The organism is Streptosporangium sp. NPDC049078 (assembly GCF_040648855.1).
Classification (GTDB): Bacteria; Actinomycetota; Actinomycetes; order Streptosporangiales; family Streptosporangiaceae; genus Streptosporangium.
On the sequence record NZ_JBEZEL010000004.1, the window covers coordinates 257,114 to 275,336 of the forward strand.

Consider the following 18,223-nt stretch of genomic DNA (forward strand, 5'->3'; position numbering starts at 1 on the left):
GCGGGGGGGCGCGCGGGGGCCGCCCCCCGCCCGGGGCCGGGCCGCCCCCCCCGCCCGCCCCCCCCCTCTCCCCATGTCCGCTCGGGCTCCCCGCGCGCCTCGCGCCGGGGGCGGAGCACGCTCGGACCCGACGGCACTCCCACTCCAGGCCCGCTCCCCTGGCCGAAGCCGGGAGTCCGCGCCCGGCAGCTCCGACCGCGAACGCGCCGGTCGGTCTTTTCCGGTTTCGGACGGCCGCCTCAGCCGCCCAGGTACTCCCCCGCCGCGTCGAGGAGCCAGGCCGCGAGGTAGGCCGCGAAGGACGAGCGTACGAAGACGTGGAACTCGTCGCCTCCGCGCGCGGCGAGGACGACCTGGGCTCGGGCGAGCATGGTCTGGGCGCAGCGGCCGGGGCCGAACACGCGAGGGTGCAGGTCGAGGGCGCAGCCGTGGGAGAGCAGGTCACGGGCCCTGGGACCGGCCACGAGCAGTACGGTCCGCTGGGCGGAGACGTCGGTGACGGCGGCGTGACCGGTTCCGGCCGCGGCTCGCAGCCGGGTCTCCAGACCCGTGTCGCCCGCGGGCCCGACGACGAGCCACTCGTCGGGACCGAGCCACAACACCAGGGTGTCGCTCCCGGCCGTACCGGACGGCGGCACATCGTGGCCGGTGCTCGCGAAGGTGCCCGGCTCGACGGGGAGCGGGACGCCGAGGGCGGCGAGGGCGCCGGCGACGCCGGTCGCGGTGCCGCTCCCCGGCTCCACCCGCAGGTCGATCTGGGTGAGGAACGGCAGCTCCGCGATACGAAGGTCCTGGTTCGACACCGGTTCCAGCCGGGCGAGCGGGCTCAACCGCCCGGTCGGTGGCTCAGCCATCGCGGCGCGCTCCCTCGGGGTCGTAGAGGACGTGGTGGGTGACGGTGACGGGCAGCAGCTCCCCTGCGACGGGCACGTACAGCCGCTCGCCGACGCGTTCGCGCCCGCCGCTGACGAGGGCGAGGGCGAAGGTCCTGCCGAGCGCGGCGCTGCGGTAGCTGGAGGTGACGTGGCCGAGCGTGGGGACCGGCGGCTCGGGCAGCCGGTCGAAGGCCACCAGGTGGGAGCCCTCGGGCAGCAGGAGGTCCGGGTCGAGCGGCAGCAGGCCGACCAGGTGCTTGCGGTCGGGCCTGGCGGTGTCGGCGCGGGAGAAGGAACGCTTCCCGAGGAAGTCGGCCTTCTTCTTGGACACCACCCACTCCATGCCGAGGTCGGCGGGGGTGACCGTGCCGTCGGTGTCCTGCCCCACGATGGGGTAGCCCTTCTCGGCCCGCAGCACGTGCATCGTCTCGGTCCCGTACGGGGTGACCGCCCCGGTGGCCTGGAGCGCCTCCCACAGGGCGAGCCCGTCCCAGGCGCTGACATTGATCTCGTACGCCAGCTCACCGGAGAAGCTGATCCGGCACACCCGCGCGTCCAGGCCCGCCACCCGGCCGTCACGCCACGTCATGAACGGGAAGCTCGCGTTGTCCACGGCGAGGTCGGGGGCGAGTGCTGCGAGCACCTCGCGGGAGCGCGGCCCGGCGAGCGCGACCGTCGCCCACTGCTCGGTGACCGAGGTGCAGTAGACCCGCAGCGACGGCCATTCCGTCTGCAGCCACTCCTCCATCCAGTCGAGGACGGCCGCGGCGTTGCCGGTGGTGGTCGTCACCAGGAAACGGTTCTCTGCCAGGCGGATCACCGTGCCGTCGTCGAAGACCATCCCGTCGGGGCGGCACATCACGCCGTAGCGGATCGAACCGACCTTGAGGGTGCTCATCAGGTTGGTGTAGAGCCGGTCGAGCAGCTGCGCGGCGTCCGGCCCCTGAATGTCGATCTTGCCGAGTGTGGAGGCGTCCATCGCCCCGGCCGCCTCCCGCACGGCCCGGCACTCGCGCAGGACGGCGGCCTCCATGTCCTCGCCCTCGCGGGGGTAGTACCAGGGCCGCTTCCACTGGCCGACGTTCTCGAACGGCGCTCCGTGGGCCACGTGCCACTCGTGCAGCGCGGTGACCCGGACGGGATCGTGCAGCGCTCCCCTGTCGCGCCCGGCGAGGGTCGCGAAGGAGACGGGCACGTAGGGCGCGCGGAAGGTGGTGGTGCCCAGCTCCGAGACGTCCACGCCCAGGAGGTGGGCGACGACACCGCTGGTGAGCACCCCTGAGGTCTTTCCCTGGTCGTGCGCGGTCCCCGCGGTGGTGTAACGCTTGACGTGCTCGACCGAACGGAGCCCGGCCCCGGTGGCGCGCATGATGTCGGCGACGGTGACGTCGCGCTGCAGGTCGACGAAGTGGGTCCGGTAGTCGTCGGCGGGGACGAGCCACACGTGCTCGGAAGGGGCTCCGCCCAGTGTCCCGTCGGCTGTCTCGTCGGCCGTCTCCCGGAGGTTCGAGACCGCCTGCGTGTCCCGCGCTCCCCCGGCCCCCGCGGCCTCCGTCGCCTCCCGGGCGGACGTGTGGGGGGCGGTCGGGAGGGCACCGAAACCGGCCGCCTCGGCGGCCCGCGCTCCGGCGGCGGCGCCGTCCTCCAGGCAGGAGGCGAGGGTGCGGAGCCCTCGGGCGGCCCCGGCGACCTCGACGGCCTGACGGCAGGTTCCGGGGACGAAGGAGCCGAGCGCCTCGTCGTAGCGAAGTGTCCCCGACGCCTGGCTGAACAGGTGGACGGCGGGGTTCCATCCGCCCGAGACGAGCAACAGGTCGGCTTCGATCTCGCGTCCGCCGGAGGTTTCCGCCTCGGACGCGTTCGTCCCGGAAGCGTTCGTCCCGGAAGCGGGCGCCTGTGAGGCGACACCTCCGGGCGCGGCGGACCCGGACGCGGTGATCCCAGAGTCGACGGCCTCTGACGTGTTCGTCCCGGCAGCGGCTCCGGAAGGCGTGCCGGCCTCGGCGGGTCTTTTCGAGACGGTCACGGAGGTGACGCCGTGTTCGCCGTTCACGCGGGTGACGACGTGACCGGTGAGCACCTCGGCACCTCCGAGGCCCCCGGCGAGGTCCCCCGCGTCGTCCGTGCCGTCCACGTCGTCCGGACCGCTCAAGTCATCCGGGCCGCCCCGCCCCGCCGCCCCGCCGGGGCCGTTCCGGCTCGGGTCGGCGGCGAGGCGCGTGTCCACGACGGCGGCGATCTCGACGCCCGCGGCGGCCAGGTCGCGGGCCGCGGCGTAGGCGCTGTCCCCGGTGGTGAAGACCACCGCGCGGCGGCCGGGCAGGACCCCGTACCGGTTGACGTAGGCGCGCGCCGAGCCGGCGAGCATCACACCCGGCAGGTCGTTGCCCGCGAAGGCGATCGAACGCTCGTGCGCGCCCGTGGCGAGCACGACGCGGCGGGCCCTGACGCGCCAGACGCGCGTCCGGGAGGAGGCGTTCTCCCCCCTGCGTTCCACGGCGACCAGGTAGTTGTCGTCGTAGTAGCCGAACACGCTGGTACGGGTGAGCACCCGCACCTCGGGACGGGCCTCCAGCTCGGCCAGCGCGGTGGCGGCCCAGGTCGCGCCCGGGAGGCCGTCGACGTTCTCGCCGGTGTCGGGCAGGCTTCCACCCGGCGAGGGACGGTCGTCGGCGAGGATCACCCGGGCGCCCGAGGTGGCCGCCGCGGTCGCCGCCGCGAGACCCGCCGGTCCCGCGCCGACCACCAGGACGTCGCAGTGCGCGTACACGCCGTCGTGGCGCGCCGGGTCGGGTTCGGCGGCGAGCCTGCCCCTGCCCGGCAGGCCGGTGGCCACCAGTCCCGCGTACAGCTCGACGACGGTGGCCTGGAGCATCGGCTCGGGGAAGGGGTGCTCGATCTGGACGACGGCGTTGGGTTCCTCGGTCCAGGCGGCGAAGATCCCGCGAGGGCGGCCGAGTGCGACGCTCGTCGCGACCGTACGGACGCCGTTGGCGAGCAGCGCGGCGGCGAGCGTGTCGCCCCGGTACCCCTCGTAGTCGCGGCCGTCGAACCGGAACGGCAGTGTCTCCCCGCGATGGCCCGCCCGGCGGAACGGCTGCTCGCTCACCGGCTCACCGGCCCCGGCTCGCCCACCCGGTAGACGGCGTGGAACTCGTTGGTGGCGGTGTCGCGGACCGCGTTGAACCAGCGGCGGCATCCGGCCACGTGGTACCAGCGCTCCGCGAAGGGCCCCTTGGGGTTGTCGCGGAAGAACAGGTATCTCGCCCACTCCTCGTCGGAGAGCGCGGCGGGGTCGTCGGGGTAGACGACGTGGGCCTGCCCGCCGTAGTGGAACTCGGCCTCGTCCCGTGGCCCGCACCACGGACAGGGGATCAGCAGCATTGGTCGGGCTCCTTCAGTGGGCCACCGCGGCGGCGCCGTGCTCGTCCACGAGCGCGCCGGTGGTGAATCGTTCGAGCGTGAAGGCGGCGTTGAGGGGGTGCGGCTCGTCGTGGGCGATCGTGTGCGCGTAGCACCATCCGACGCCCGGGGTGGCCTTGAAGCCGCCGGTCCCCCATCCGCAGTTGACGTAGAGGCGGTCGACGGGGGTGAGCCCGACGACGGGCGAGGCGTCGGGGGTGACGTCGACGATCCCTCCCCAGGTGCGCAGCACGTGGGCCCGCGCGAAGACGGGGAACAGCTCGAGCGCCGCCGCCATCTGCCGCTCGATGATGTGGAACGCGCCGCGCTGCCGGTAGGAGTTGTAGGCGTCGATGCCCGCCCCCATGACCAGCTCGCCCTTGTGCGCCTGGCTGACGTAGACGTGCACCGCGTTGGACATGACCACCGTGGGGTGTACGGGCTCCAGCAGCTCCGAGACCAGGGCCTGCAGCGGGTGGCTCTGCACCGGCAGCTCCACCCCCGCCATCCGGCCGACGACCGAGGAGTGTCCCGCCGCGCACATCGCGACCCTGCCCGCGGCGATGCGGCCCCTGGTGGTGCGTACGGCCTGCACGCGGCCGTCCACGACGTCGATGCCGGTGACCTCGCAGTGCTCGATCAGGTCGACGCCCATCGCGGCGGCGGCGCGGGCGAACCCCCAGGCCACGTAGTCGTGCTTGGCGATTCCCGCGCGCGGCTGGTAGGTGGCGCCGAGGACCGGGTAGCGGGTGCCGGGCGAGACGTCGACGATCGGGCAGACCTCCTTCACCTCCTCGGGGCCGAGCCATTCGGCGTCGACACCGTTGAGGCGGTTGGCGTTGACCCGGCGGACGCCCTCCCTGACGTCCTGCAGGCTGTGCGCGAGGTTGAGCACGCCGCGCTGGCTGAACAGGAGGGGATAGCCGAGGTCCTCCTCCAGCCCCTCCCACAGCTTCAGCGAGTGCTCGTAGATGCCCGCGCTCTCGTCCCACAAGTAGTTGGACCGGATGATGGTGGTGTTGCGGGCCATGTTGCCGCCGGCCAGCCAGCCCTTCTCCAGCACGGCCACGTTCGTGATCCCGTGGTTCCTGGCCAGGTAGTAGGCGGTGGCCAGGCCGTGGCCTCCGCCGCCGACGATCACCACGTCGTAGGAGGGCTTCGGCTCGGGAGCACTCCACAGCCGGTCGGGGTGCTCGGGGAGCTCCTCGGTGCTCATCGTTCTCCTTTCGGCGTGGAGTCCTCCGCCTTCATGCACGGCAAGGAAGTCGACGTCGTCCCTTCTCGGTCCCTCGGGCGAGGCCGCACGCGGGCGGGTTCGGGCCTCGCGGAGTTCACGGGCATCCCCTTCGTTCCCGGTGCCCGGTCAGCCACGCAGGCGCTCCATCGCCGGGTCGTACAGCGGCTCCTCGGCGACGACGGCGGGCACCCGCTCGTCGAAGTAGCCGATGTGCAGCTCTCTCCCCGGCACGGACAGCTCGGCGGGCAGCCAGGCGTAGGCGATGTTCTTGCCGATCGTGTGGCCGTAGGCGGCGCTGGTGACGTATCCGGCGCGGGACGCGCCGTCGTACACCGGCTCCTTGCCCATCACGACGGCGGCGGGGTCGTCGACGGTGAGGCAGGTCAGCCTGCGCCGGGGGGTCGTGCCGCGCTCGGCGAGGGCCGCGCGGCCGATGAAGTCGCCCCGGTCGGCCTTGCGCACGGCGAAACCGAGGCCCGCCTCGTACGGGTCGTGCTCGTAGGTCATGTCGGTGCCGAAGGAGCGGTAGCCCTTCTCCAGCCGCAGGCTGTTGAAGGCGCCGCGGCCCGCGGCGATGATCCCGTGCTCCTGGCCCGCCTCCCAGAGGGTGTCCCACAGCTTCGCGCCCATGTCGGCCGTCGTGTAGAGCTCCCAGCCCAGCTCCCCGATGTAGGAGAGCCGCAACGCGGTGACGGGCACGGCGCCGACGTACGCCCGCGCCGCGCGGAAGTAGCGGAAACCGCCGGGGCCGAAGGCGGGCCCGGCGAGCGGGGCGACGACCTCGCGGGCCAGGGGACCCCAGACGCCGACGCAGCAGGTTCCCGGCGTGATGTCGGTGACGGTGACCGACCCGTCGGCGGGCAGGTGACGCTGCAGCCAGTCGAGGTCGAGGTTGCCGTTGGCGCCGACCTGGAACAGGTCGCGGCCCAGCCGGGCGACGGTGATGTCGCTGCGGATGCCGCCGTCGTGGTCGAGCAGCAGGCAGTAGGTGACCGAGCCGACGGACTTGTCGACGTCGCCCGTGGAGATCCGCTGCAGGAAGGCGGCGGCACCGCGGCCCGCGACCTCGATCCGCTTGAGCGCGCTCATGTCGTAGAGGGCGACGGCCTCGCGTGAGACCTGGGCCTCCGCGCCGACGATCGGCGACCAGTGGCGGGCGGCCCACTCGTTGGGGCGGGGGATGTCACGGCCGTCGAGCAGGTGCGCGTTGGCTCCGTACCACTGGGGGCGCTCCCAGCCGACTGCCTCAAGGAAGTAGGCGTCCAGCTCGCGCTGGCGGGTGTGAAAGGGGCTGGTGCGCAGCGGGCGCAGGTTCTCCGCCGGTTGGAGCGGGTGGATGATGTCGTAGACCTCGACGAAGTTCTGGCAGTCGCGGGTGCGGACGTACTCGGGGGCGAGCTGGTGGGCCTCGAACCGGTTGACATCGCACTCGTGCAGGTCGAAGGAGGAACAGTGTCCGTCGGCCAGCCACTCGGCCATGGCGCGGCCCACTCCCGCCGAGTGGGTGACCCACACGGCCTCGGCCACCCAGAAGCCCTCCACCTCGCGTGACCGTCCGAGCAGCGGCATGTTGTCGGTGGTGAAGGAGAACAGGCCGTTGATGCCCGCTTCGAGCTCGGCCTTCCCCGTGTCGGGCAGCAGTGCCTTCGTCTCGGCCCAGGCGGGGGCGAAGTCGTCGCCGGTGAACGCCAGCACCGAGGGCATGACCTCGGCGTCGGCGAGCGGGAGGATCTCCTCGGCGGTGATCGGCATCGGGCGGTGGCCGTAGTAGCCGACGCCGAGCCGGTCGAAGCGCTCCCGGTAGTACAGGTCGGCGTCCTGGTGGCGCAGGATCGGCCGGACGGCCTCGCTATCCTGTCCGGCGAGCGCGGGGACGGGACCTGTCCAGGCGAACTGGTGGGCGAGGGGGGTGAGCGGCAGCGTCATGCCGACCATGCCCGCGACCTTGGGCCCCCAGATCCCGGCACAGCAGACCACGAGGTCGGCGGGGATCTCGCCCCGGTCGGTGACGACGGCCGCGACCCGGTCGTCCTCGACGCGGATGTCCAGCACCTCGTGCCGGTCGAGGACGCGGACACCGCGTTCCCGTGCGCGCGCGAGCTGGACCTCGACGGCGCGCACGGCTTTGGCCAGGCCGTCGGTGGGGACGAACAGCCCTCCGAGGATCCTGTCCCGGTCCAGCAGGGAGTGGCGCTCCACGCACTCCTCGGGGGTGAGCACGCTCGCCTCGATCCCCCAGGAGGTCGCCCAGCCGTGGCGCCGGTGCAGCTCGGCGAGCCGCTCGGGTGTGGTCGCCACCTCCAGGCCGCCCACCTGGAGGAAGCAGCCGAGGTCGACGAGCTTCTCGACGGTGTAGCGGGCGAGTTCCGCCATGGTCTTGGAGGGGTTGGTCTGGAAGACCAGGCCCGGCGCGTGGGAGGACGATCCCCCGGTGGCGGGCACGGTGCCCTGGTCGACGACGGTGATGTCGTCCCGGCCCCTGGCCGAGAGCTCGTCGGCGAGGGCCGCCCCGACGACCCCGGCTCCGATGATGACGACGCGTCGGCCCGCCATACCCACCTCCGTCGTTGCGCAGTCCGAAACGAAGTGCGCTTCCCGCAACAGATTGTCCTCCCACCGACAACACTGTCAAGGACGGGTGGACGATCGTCCGCGAGGGGGACGGCGGAGCGGTGCTCAGTCCTGGGCGGGCACCGGGTGGATGCCTCCGGCTACCGCTACCTCACCGTCGCGATGAAGAGCCCGTCACCCGGGGCTCGGGTGTGGGTCGCGCTCAACCGCCGGCAGCGCCGGGCGGGCGTGACCTCGCCGGTACCCGCCTGAGAACCGGTGCGGCGGGCGAGTGCGCGGGTTTGACGCCGTTTCCGGGACGAATGATGATCAATGCATGTTCACCCGCGCGGTCCTCGTCACGACAGGGTCATTGGTGCTGACGCTGGTGGGAGGCTGCGGCAACGTCCCGGCCCGCGAACATGTCCCCGCCTTCCCATCTGACGCTGCGGCAACGCGGCCGGCGGTCCCGCCCTCGCTGCCGCCGTCACCACCGCCGACCGCGTTGTCGCCGCCCCCCTCACCGGTGGGTGAACTCGCGAGATCGTCGCTGGCTCCCGCGCCGTCGCGGCCGGACCTCGCCTCGTCCCTGGCGGTGGCGATGGCGACCGCCGCTCCCCTGGCCGCGAGCGGGCCGCCGCGCTTCTTCGTCTCCGCGTGGACGCCGATCGCCCGCTTCCCCGAGCGGTCGAAGACCGCGATCCTCACGCCGGTGCCGCCCTCCGTACACGACGCCGGGACCGGGAGGTTCATCGCGGCCGTCCCGCTGCCGCCGGGGGTCGAGTCCTCGTGGAAGCTCGCGGCGGCGGCGCCGGACAACCGGACCTTCCTGCTCTCCGGCACCAGCGGGCGAGAGGGCGATGTGCGGTTCTTTCGGGTGCGTCTCGACGAGGAAGGGCGGCCCGGCACACCCGAGCCGGTGCCGGAGTCCGGCCAGGGCGTGTCCGGGGGGCTGCCGGTGCTCGCCATGAGCCATGACGGGACCAGGTTCGCCTTCGCCGACATGGTGGCCGGGGGGACCATCGTCCGCGTGGTGGAGATCGCCACCGGGGCGCGACGCGACTGGTTCAGCGGGGACATGCGGGTGAGCGGCCTGTCCTGGGCCCCGGACGGCCGGCGAATCGCCGTGGCGGCGCCCAACCGGGGCCTGGGCGTCCTGGACCTCGCCGCCCCCGGGTCGGACCTGGTCGCCGCCACCCGTCTCGTCAGGCCGATGAGAGGCCTACCGCCCGTGGAGTCGGTGGCCTACACCCCCGACGGTGGCTCTTTGGTCTACTCGGTCGGCCACGACATCGAGCGCGTTCCCGTCGACGGCGGGGATGCGGTGGTACTCGCCCGGCTGTCGCTTCCGAAGAGCACGTCACTCACCGTCCGGTTCGCGCTCGACGGGACCGGCCGGCACCTGCTCCATACGCACGACCGGCGACTCCACCGCGTCGACCTGCGCGACGGCTCCACCGGCTCGGTGCCGATCGGGACAGGCGACCTGCCGCCCAGCGGCCAGACACCCGACGCCGCCTGGTAGGGGCCGACTCATCGCCGTGAGGGTGGAGGCGGCCTCAGGTGATGGTCGCGCGGGAGCGACGGGGATCGCCGGACGGGTTGTTCCTCGCCGCCGAGGCGTGGCCATCCTGCCGTTGGATGTCAACTGCGGTATCGGCTCCCACCAGGCCGAACCCCTCCCTGCGGAGGGCCGCCCCCGGCCCAGGTCAGGCAGTGGACGGGCAGCTCAGGTCGTACCCCCGCAACGAGAGAAGGGCCCGCGGGGGAGACCGCGGGCCCTTCTCCTCAACCAGTGGTCAGCCCTTGTAACGAGGGGCCAGGCGGTCGCCCGGCAGGCAGAACTCGCCCGTGAAGAAGGTGCTCTCCGGGACGCAACGCCACATGCTGGGGTTGGTGTAGCTGGGGGCGAGGCGGTCGTCGATCGCCTGCTCCAGCGCGTAGCCGCCGGCCAGCAGCTTCGCCTCCGAGAAGGCGCCGCCGATCAGCGTCACACCGATGGGGTTGCGGCCCGACGAGCTCTGCTGCGCGCCATACCCGGCGGGGATGGTGAGCGCGGGGTAGCCGGCGCGGTCGGCGTAGCCGATCACGTTGCTGCCGCTCGGGACCAGGATCAGGTCGTACCCGCTCAGGACGGTGTCCAGGACGGCCTTGTTGGCGGCCTTGCCGGCCTCCAGGTCGGCCGTGTACTTGGCGTTCGTCGCGGGGTCGGACAGGTCGATCGCCTGGGCGGCCAGCAGTTGACCCTGCTGGTACTTCAGGCCCTCGACCGGGTTGGCGTTGTTGTAGTCGATGATGCTCCGCAGCGTCGTGCCGGGCTTGGCCGCGCCGAGGTAGGCGTTCAGGTCACGCTTGAACTCGGTGGCGACGACGCTGTCGGTCGCGGCCGGTGTGGCGATCGAGACCTGGGTGACGGTCGCGCCGAGGCCCTGGAGCTTGGCGATCGCCTCCTGGTAGGGGGCGCTCGTGCTGGACACCACGGCGATCTTCTTGCCCGCGAGGGCGTCGGCTTTGAGGTCCTTCGTGTAGTCGACCGGGCTCGCCGGGTCGGCGATCACGTTGAGGATCGTCGCGGCATCGCCGACGCTGCGGGTGATCGGGCCGGGGGCGTCCTGCGACCTGGCCACAGGGAGCACACCGGTCGTGCTGACCAGGCCGACGGTCGGCTTGAGTCCCACCACACCGGCCGCGTCGGCCGGGGCGAGGAGCTGCGCCGAGTCGAGTGAGGTCTCCATGCCGATCGTGATCGCGGCCAGACCCGAGGCGGTGGCCGCCGCGGCGCCGGCCGACGAACCCGCCGGGGTCTTGTCGGTGTCGTTCGGGAGCAGGACCTGGCCGCCGAGCGAGGAGTAGCCCTTCGGCAGGTTGGCGTCGAAGACGCCGTTCAGCTCGGTGACGTTGGTCTTGCCGAGCACGATCGCGCCGGCGGCCTTCAGCTTCGCCACGAGGGCGGAGTCGTTGGCCGGCTTGAGACCCTGGAGGGCGATCGAGCCGCCCGTGGTCGACAGCGACTTGGCGTCGATGGTGTCGTTGACCAGAACCGGCAGGCCCCAGAGGGCGGGACGCGGCGGGCGCTTGTCGTTCGGGCCGGTGGGCTTGCCGGTGCGGTGCTTCCCCCGCTCCTGGTCGAGCTTGCGGGCCTCCTTGATCGCGTCGGTGTTGATCTCACGGACGGCCTGGGTGGCCGGGCCCTCGGCGTTGGTCAGCGCGATGCGGTCGAGGTAGGCGCGGGTGAGCTCCTCGGCCGAGACCTCGTCCTTGTTCAGCTTCTGGATCAGGCTCTGCGCCGTCTCGGTCTCCAGCGAGAAACCGAGCGGCCGGGAGTCGTAGTGGGTCACCTTGAGGACGGCGTCGTAGTCGGGGTTGCAGGCGCCGCGCTCGGCGAACGGCGGAGCCGGGGTCGTCTTCGCGCAGCGGTACATGCTCGGGTTCACGAGGCTGGCCGGCCGGCGCAGCTTGGTGGCCTGCTCGATGACGTAGGCGACGCCGAGCAGGTTGAACTCGCTGTAGGCGTTGCCGTGGACCAGCACGTTCTGGGCGCGCCGATGGGTCGCGGTGTAGCCCATCGGGATCGTGATCGACGGGTAACCGGCCTGCGGGGCGCTCGGCGCGCCGCCCAGGATGGCGATCACCGGGTCGGCCGGTTGCGCCGGGTCCGAGTTGGTGTACGTCACCATGTCGTCGATGGCCTTGTGCCAGGCGGCCTTACGGATCGCGAGGTTCGTCCGGTACGCCTGCTCGTTGGCCCCACCCGGGGTCACGTCCGCCTGCGACGAGTTCAGGTGGTTGACGTTGCCGAACTTGAGCGCCTGGTGAGCTTCGGCCTGGTTGACCTGCACCTCTTCGACCAGCGATTTGATCGGCGCCTGCGGGCCGAGCCGCTCGTAGTAGGAGTCGATGCTCTTGTGCTGCTCATAGCCGCTGGGCAGCGCGGGCAGTGCGGGGATCGTCGCCTGCGGGCGGGGCACCAGGATGGCGCCGGCGGCGGTCAGGGCGTCGTACGCGATCTTGAGCGGACTGCCCTCGGTGAGGGTGCCGTTGTACCCGATCTTCTTGCCGCGCACGAAGTCGGGATCGATGGCCTTGGTGTAGTCGGGCAGCGTCGCGGGGAGCGGCGGGATGATGCCCTTGGCGATGTAGTCGTCGCCGAACATGGCCTTGTACCCGGCGTCGGCCACCGGGTCGGGCCCGGCGATCGAGGCCAGTGTGAGCGCGGCGTCGGAGACCGTTCGGACCATCGGGCCGGCGATGTCCTGCGAGGCCGAGATGGGCGCGATGCCGTAACCGGGCACGAGACCCACGGTCGGCCGCAGACCCACGAGCGACTGCGCGTTCGACGGCGAGATGATGGAACCGGAGGTCTCGGTCCCGATGCCCAGCGTCGACAGCGCCGCGGCCATGGCCGCGCCGGTGCCCGACGACGACCCGGAGGGGTTCTGGTCGGCGTCGATGCCGTTGATGACCTGGCCGCCGTAGTTGCCGAACCCGGAGGGCTGCGAGCCGAAGCTGTTGGCGTACTCCGACAGCCCCACCTTGCCGAGGATCACGACGCCGCGTTCCTTCAGCTTCTTGGTGATGCCGGCGTCGGAGGCCGGGAAGGACCGGCGCAGCGACCAGTTGTTCGCCGTCGTGGGCATGCCCTCGACGTCGATCAGATCCTTGAGCAGGATCGGCAGCCCCATGGCGGGGCCGAGCGACTTGCCCTTCTTACGCAGGCGGTCGTACGCCTCGGCCTCCTTCAACGCGTTGGGGTTGAGGTCCGTGACGGCGTTAAGGCCGGGCCCGCGCTTGTTCAGCGCGGTGATCCGGTCGATGTACGCCTTGGTCAGGTCGACCGAGGTCAGCTTGCCGGCGGCCATGAGGGAGACGGCCTCGGCGCCGGTCAACGTCTCAAGATCGAGTTTGACCTTGGCGTTGGCCTGCTGGGGTTGCACGGCTACGAGGGTGAGGGTGAGGGAGAGGGAGATGAGGGAGGCGAGGACCTTGCGCACCATGTGCTCCTTGAGGAACCCGGTAATGCGCGTGACGCTATAGACCAGCCGTTACGGCGATATGTCGTACATATTCCCTAGGAGAAACGTGCCGTACTGACTGGTTTATTACGGTTGTCCGCTACCTGGAACCTTCCATTAGCTGCGGGGAGGATCGTGGTCGAGCAGATCTCCAGCCGGGTTGACTACACCAGCCCCTGGATGACCATCCGCGAGGACGAAGCCGGGACCGAACTCGCGGAGGAGGCCGGACTGCGGGCCAGGAGTATGCGCTTCCTCGCGCGACTGGACGACTCCCACGGTCTGAGCACCCAGTCGATGCGCGTCTTCGTCGCGACGGGGCTGACAGGGGGCGAGCCGACCCACGAGGTCACCGAACAGGACATGCGCCAGAAGTGGGTGTCACGCGCGAATTTCGAGCAGATGATCCTGCGCGTCAAGATCACCGACGCCTCGTCCGTCGCCTCCTAACCCTTACGCCCCGTTCCGAAGATCAGGAACGGGGCGTTTTTGCTGGTGGGCACTACTGGGTTCGAACCAGTGACATCTCGCTTGTAAGGCGATCGCGCTCAGGAGGTGGGGAGCCAGGCCTTCACCTTGTCGGGGTTGTCGCCGACCCACTTCTCCGCGGCCTCCTCGGCCGTCATCTTGTCCTCGGAGATGTACTTGGCCACGAGGTTCTGGTCCTCGTTCGTCCAGGTGAAGTTCTTGATCAGGTCGTACGCCGGACTGCCGGAGTCGGCGAACTTCTTGCTCACGATCTTGTCGAGGTCGTAGAGCGGGTAGTCGCAGGCCACCTTCTCGGCGTCGGCGTCGCAGCCCTCGGTGTACTCGGGCAGCTTGACCTTGACGAGCTTGACCTCCGACAGGAACCACTGCGGCTCGTAGAAGTAGCCGAGCATCGGGGTCTTCTGCTTCTCCGCCTGCCTGAACCCGGTGATGAGCGCCGCCTCGCTGCCCGCGTAGACGACCTTGTAGTCCAGCTTCAGGTTCTTCACCAGGGCCGCGTCGTTGGTCACGAAGGACGGGTCGCCGTCGAGCAGCTGTCCCTTGCCCCCCGACTCGGAGGTCTTGAACAGGTCGGCGTACTTGTTGAGGTTCTTCCAGTCGGTGATGTCGGGGTACTTCTCGGCCATCCACGGCGGCACGTACCAGCCGATCACCCCCTTGTTACCCGTCGACCCCGCCGAGACGGCGACCTTCTGGTCGTCGATGTACTTCTTCTTCAGGTCGTCGTGGGCCCAGTTCTCCACGATCGCGTCGACCTGGCCGGTGGCGAAGCCCTGCCAGGCGACCTCCTCCTTGAGGTCCTTCTTCGTGACCGAGCAGCCGAGATCCTTCTCCGCCACGTGGGCGATGACCGCCGCGGTCGCCTCGTAGCCGACCCACGGGTTGATCGCGATGTTGACCGCGCCGCACGCCTTCCTGCCGTCCGCGCCCGAGGCGGCCGGAGCGGCTCCCGTGTCGCTCTCGCCGACCTTCGCCCCGCCGCACGCGGAGACGAGGAGGCCGGCCGCGACCAGGAGCGCCATCGCCCGCGGTCGCCCGATCCTCGAAACTGTCACCAGGTCCTCCTGTATTGGGTGTCGTGTGCCGTGTTCGTTCCGCCCGGCGGGTGTCCGGCCGTGCCCTGTCTCTCGGCTGTCTCTCGGCTGTCTCGTCTCTTCCCGCTCCTCACCGGACGCCGTGCGCCTCGGCGTCGGCCCGCCGTGCCGCCGCCCTGGTGATGCGCTCCAGCATGATCCCGAGTACGACGATCGCCACGCCCGCCGCGAGCCCCTTGCCCCGCAGCTGAAGCTGGGAGAAGCCCGCCACCACGTCGTAGCCGAGCGCTCCGGCGCCGACGAGACCGCCCACGACGACCATGGCGAGCACGTAGATGAGCCCCTGGCCGGCGGCGAGGGTGAGCGCGGCGCGCGCCATCGGCAGCTGCACCTTGGTGATGAGCTGCCAGGTGCTGGAACCCGCGGCCGTGGCGGCCTCCACCGCGCTCGGCGCCACGCCGCGGATGCCGTCCGCGGTGAGCTTGACCGCCACCGGCGCCGCGTAGACGACCGCGGCGATGATCGCGGTGATCCGGGTGGCGCCGAACAGGCCGAGGATCGGCACCAGGTAGACGAACGGCGGCATGGTCTGCCCCGCGTCGAGGACCGGCCGCACCAGCTGGTCGACGCGGTCGCTGCGTCCCATCCAGACGCCGAAAACCACCCCCAGGCCCATCACCAGGACGGTGGCCACCAGCGTGGAGGCGAGTGTCACCATGCTGTCCTGCCACAGGCCGAGCACGACGAGCAGGGCGACGCAGACCGCGGTGACGAGCACGACCCTGACATTCGTCAGGATCGCGGCGAACGCGATCAGCACCGCGCCGACCAGCCACCACGGCGAGTCGGTGAGCAGCGCCTCGAACGGGTTGAGCAGGCCGTAGGAGACCGCGTTCCTGAACGCGCCGGTGTAGACGGCGAGATTGTCCTGCGCCCACAGGGTGGCCGCGTCGACGCCCTGGCGGACGTACCGTCCGACGTTCGCCTCGCCGGGGAACTCCGCGGCCCACACGTAGACATGGGAGAGGTAGACCAGCACGCCGGTGACCGCGAGGACCGCGCCGATCTCCGTGCGGCGGCGGCCCGCCCCACGCGAGAGTCCGGCCCGGTTCCTGGCCTCGACGCGGCGACCCGCGGCGGAGGTGACCCGGTCGAGCACGATGGCCATCACGACGATCGCCAAACCCGCGTTGAAGGCGCCGCCGACGTCGAGGGTCTCCAGCGCCTTGACGACGGTCTTGCCCAGGCCGGGGGCGTCGATCAGCGCGGCGATGGTGACCATGCACAGCGCGGCCATGATGGTCTGGTTGACGCCGACGACGATGGTCCGCTTGGCCAGCGGGAGCCGTACCTTCCTCAGGGACTGCCAGGCGGTCGCGCCCAGGGAGGTGCTCGCCTCCAGCGTCGCGGGCCGCACCTCGCGGATGCCGTGCGCGGTGATGCGGATCGCGGGCGGGACGGCGTAGACGACGGTCGCCACGGTCGCGCTCGCCGGGCCGATGAGGAAGAACAGGGTGAGCGGCGCGAGGTAGACGAACGTCGGCATCGTCTGCATGAAGTCGAGCAGCGGGGTGACCAGGCGGTCGAACCGGTCGCTCACCCCGGCCCAGACACCGAGCGGGATGCCGATGAGCAGCGAGATCGCGACGGCGGCCAGGGTGAGGGCGAGGGTGTCCATGCTCTCCTCCCACAGCCCCAGCAGGCCGAAGGAGGCGAAGCCGATCGCGGTCAGCAGGGCGACCCTGAGGTTGCCCCACAGCAGCGCGACCGCCGTGGCGACCGCGACCACGCCCAGCCAGCCGACGACCGGCAGCGGGCGCCCGAAGGACGGCCGGCTGATCAGCGCCTGGACGAACGTGACGAACTCATCGAGGAAGAGCCGGATGTAGTTGATGAAGTACAGGAAGAACGGGTTCTCGTTCCTGCTGTTGTCGATGACCTCGCTCGCCTCGTTGACCCGTACGTGCAGCGGGGTCAACTCCGCGCCGCCGAGCTGGAAGGTGTCGCGGCCCTGGAGGAAGACCCAGAGCAGCACCCAGGCCGCGACGACGGCGGCGATCAGATAGCGGCGGGGCCAGGCGGGCAGGAGCCGCAGGCCACCGGCCGGGGTGGCCCTGACGGCCATCAGCCCTGCTCCCCTGACCTGCCCGGCCCGGCGACGGGCTCTGCGGACTCGGTGGAGGCTCTGTCCGGAGACCGCCCGGCGGCTCCGACGGCTCCGACGGCTTCGGCGGCTTCGGCGGGTTCGGCGGAGGTTCTGGCCGAAGACGGCCCGGCGGCTCCAGCAGGTTCTGCGAGTGTGGCCGGTTTGGCGGTGGTCCCCTCGGGAGACGGCTCGGCGAGCACGCCGAGGACCTCCTCGGCGGTGACGACCCCCAACAGCTCACCGTCCTCGACGACCTTGACCGGGCGCGTCGCGCGCAGGACCGTGTGCACGACGTCGCGTACGACGACGTCCGGCCCGGCCTCCGGACCGTCCAGCGGTTCGTCCGGCCGGGGCGGGCGCATGATCCAGCGGGTGGTGAGCACGTTCGAGCGGGGCACGTCCCTGACGAACTCGCGCACGTAGTCGTCCACGGGCGCCCCGACGACCTCGTCCGGCGTGCCCATCTGGACGAGCTCGCCGTCACGCATGATGAGGATGCGGTCGCCGAGCTTGAGCGCCTCGCTCAGGTCGTGCGTGATGAAGATCATCGTTTTCCCGACCTCGCGGTGCAGGCGGATGACCTCGTTCTGCATGTCCCGCCTGATCATCGGGTCGAGCGCGGAGAACGGCTCGTCGAAGAAGAGCACGTCCGGGTCCACCGCGAGGGCCCTGGCCAGCCCGACGCGCTGCTGCATGCCGCCTGAAAGCTGGTCGGGGTAGGAGTCCTCCGAGCCCGACAGGCCGACGAGCTCGACCATCTCCCTGGCCCGCTCGTAGCGGGCCTCCTTCCGCATGCCGCGGATCTCCAGCCCGTAGGCCACGTTGTCCAGCACCCGCCGGTGCGGCAGCAACCCGAAGTTCTGGAAGACCATCGCGAAGCGGTGGCGCCGCAGCTCGCGCAGCCGCCGGTCGCCCGCCTCGCGGATGTCCTCGCCGTCGAACAGCACCTGTCCCGCTGTCGGCTCGACGAGCCGGGTCAGGCAGCGGACGAGGGTGGACTTGCCGGAGCCGGACAGTCCCATCACGACGAAGACCTCCTGGGACCGCACGGTGAAGGAGACGTCGCGGACGGCGGTCACGCAGCCCGTCCTCGCCCTCAGCTCGCTTCGCGAGAGCTCCGCGAGCGGGGTCCCGACGACCCGGTCCGGGCGCGGGCCGAAGACCTTCCAGAGACCTCGCACGTCGAGGACGGCCCGGTCCTCGCGTCGCGTGGCGGCTTCCGGCCGCACCTGCTGGGTCGGTGACGTCATGGTCGTGACCACCTCACGGGTCGTCTGGGGACGAGGGTCGGTCCGTCAGCCGCGGAACCACCGCTGCGGGCGGGGGCGGACGTTCCGCCGCACGTGCTTGGTCTCCCGATACTCGGCCGGACCCGCCTGGCCCGGCTCGCGGCCTATCCCCGACCGCCTGGAACCGTCCCACTCCGCCCGGGGGGCGTAAGGGCTGTGGTCGTCGATCCGGACGGTCCCGCGCCGGAG

At 71.4% G+C, this 18,223-nt stretch carries 11 protein-coding genes and 1 pseudogene; 2 read left to right on the forward strand and 10 right to left on the reverse strand.

The genetic code is table 11. The annotated features are described in order from the left end of the window. Positions 1 to 239 precede the first annotated feature (239 nt). The 5 genes from AB0B90_RS08245 to AB0B90_RS08265 form a co-directional block, all read right to left on the reverse strand. On the reverse strand, positions 240 to 854 hold the full coding sequence (locus AB0B90_RS08245) for a sarcosine oxidase subunit gamma family protein (RefSeq protein WP_362921588.1): 615 nt from the start codon (positions 852 to 854) through the stop codon (positions 240 to 242). After that, positions 847 to 3,984 (reverse strand): 2Fe-2S iron-sulfur cluster-binding protein, encoded by a 3,138-nt coding sequence (locus AB0B90_RS08250; protein ID WP_362921590.1) that lies wholly within the window; start codon positions 3,982 to 3,984, stop codon positions 847 to 849. Before AB0B90_RS08250 ends, AB0B90_RS08245 begins: the two co-directional genes overlap by 8 nt. Continuing rightward, a complete protein-coding gene (locus AB0B90_RS08255; protein ID WP_350946323.1) occupies positions 3,981 to 4,259 on the reverse strand; it encodes a sarcosine oxidase subunit delta in 279 nt (92 codons plus the stop codon). The genes AB0B90_RS08250 and AB0B90_RS08255 overlap by 4 nt, the downstream gene beginning before the upstream one ends. Before the next feature lie 13 nt (positions 4,260 to 4,272). After that, entirely contained in the window at positions 4,273 to 5,493 is a 1,221-nt protein-coding gene (locus AB0B90_RS08260) for a sarcosine oxidase subunit beta family protein (RefSeq protein WP_350946324.1), read from the reverse strand. A gap of 147 nt (positions 5,494 to 5,640) precedes the next feature. Further along, complete coding sequence (locus AB0B90_RS08265; RefSeq protein WP_362921592.1) at positions 5,641 to 8,067, reverse strand: FAD-dependent oxidoreductase; 2,427 nt, start codon at positions 8,065 to 8,067, stop codon at positions 5,641 to 5,643. Positions 8,068 to 8,590: 523 nt separating this feature from the next. Between AB0B90_RS08265 and AB0B90_RS08270 the strand changes: the two genes are divergently transcribed. Next, positions 8,591 to 9,589, forward strand: a complete 999-nt coding sequence (locus AB0B90_RS08270) for a hypothetical protein (protein ID WP_362921594.1) — start codon at positions 8,591 to 8,593, stop codon at positions 9,587 to 9,589. A gap of 274 nt (positions 9,590 to 9,863) precedes the next feature. Here AB0B90_RS08270 and AB0B90_RS08275 read toward each other — a convergent pair whose 3' ends face one another. Beyond that, a complete protein-coding gene (locus AB0B90_RS08275) occupies positions 9,864 to 13,058 on the reverse strand; it encodes an amidase family protein (protein WP_362921596.1) in 3,195 nt (1,064 codons plus the stop codon). Between the two features lie 153 nt (positions 13,059 to 13,211). Between AB0B90_RS08275 and AB0B90_RS08280 the strand changes: the two genes are divergently transcribed. Further along, positions 13,212 to 13,526: a hypothetical protein gene (locus AB0B90_RS08280; protein ID WP_362921598.1), complete on the forward strand. Its 315-nt coding sequence runs from the start codon at positions 13,212 to 13,214 to the stop codon at positions 13,524 to 13,526. Positions 13,527 to 13,624: 98 nt separating this feature from the next. Here AB0B90_RS08280 and AB0B90_RS08285 read toward each other — a convergent pair whose 3' ends face one another. The 4 genes and pseudogenes from AB0B90_RS08285 to AB0B90_RS08300 form a co-directional block, all read right to left on the reverse strand. Next, positions 13,625 to 14,620: an ABC transporter substrate-binding protein gene (locus AB0B90_RS08285; protein WP_362921600.1), complete on the reverse strand. Its 996-nt coding sequence runs from the start codon at positions 14,618 to 14,620 to the stop codon at positions 13,625 to 13,627. Positions 14,621 to 14,729: 109 nt separating this feature from the next. Further along, complete coding sequence (locus AB0B90_RS08290; protein WP_362921602.1) at positions 14,730 to 16,724, reverse strand: ABC transporter permease subunit; 1,995 nt, start codon at positions 16,722 to 16,724, stop codon at positions 14,730 to 14,732. After that, on the reverse strand, positions 16,724 to 17,995 hold the full coding sequence (locus AB0B90_RS08295) for a glycine betaine/L-proline ABC transporter ATP-binding protein (protein ID WP_362921604.1): 1,272 nt from the start codon (positions 17,993 to 17,995) through the stop codon (positions 16,724 to 16,726). The genes AB0B90_RS08290 and AB0B90_RS08295 overlap by 1 nt, the downstream gene beginning before the upstream one ends. 45 nt (positions 17,996 to 18,040) lie before the next feature. Continuing rightward, positions 18,041 to 18,223: pseudogene (locus AB0B90_RS08300) on the reverse strand (betaine-aldehyde dehydrogenase); the annotation flags it as partial.

Bases quoted from the DNA above. Each gene is read 5' to 3' on its own strand.
- AB0B90_RS08265 (WP_362921592.1), bottom strand. From the start codon at position 8,067: ATGGCGGGCCGACGCGTCGTCATCATCGGAGCCGGGGTCGTCGGGGCG.
- AB0B90_RS08295 (WP_362921604.1), bottom strand. From the start codon at position 17,995: ATGACGTCACCGACCCAGCAGGTGCGGCCGGAAGCCGCCACGCGACGC.
- AB0B90_RS08260 (WP_350946324.1), bottom strand. From the start codon at position 5,493: ATGAGCACCGAGGAGCTCCCCGAGCACCCCGACCGGCTGTGGAGTGCT.
- AB0B90_RS08245 (WP_362921588.1), bottom strand. From the start codon at position 854: ATGGCTGAGCCACCGACCGGGCGGTTGAGCCCGCTCGCCCGGCTGGAA.
- AB0B90_RS08290 (WP_362921602.1), bottom strand. From the start codon at position 16,724: ATGGCCGTCAGGGCCACCCCGGCCGGTGGCCTGCGGCTCCTGCCCGCC.
- AB0B90_RS08275 (WP_362921596.1), bottom strand. From the start codon at position 13,058: ATGGTGCGCAAGGTCCTCGCCTCCCTCATCTCCCTCTCCCTCACCCTC.
- AB0B90_RS08255 (WP_350946323.1), bottom strand. From the start codon at position 4,259: ATGCTGCTGATCCCCTGTCCGTGGTGCGGGCCACGGGACGAGGCCGAG.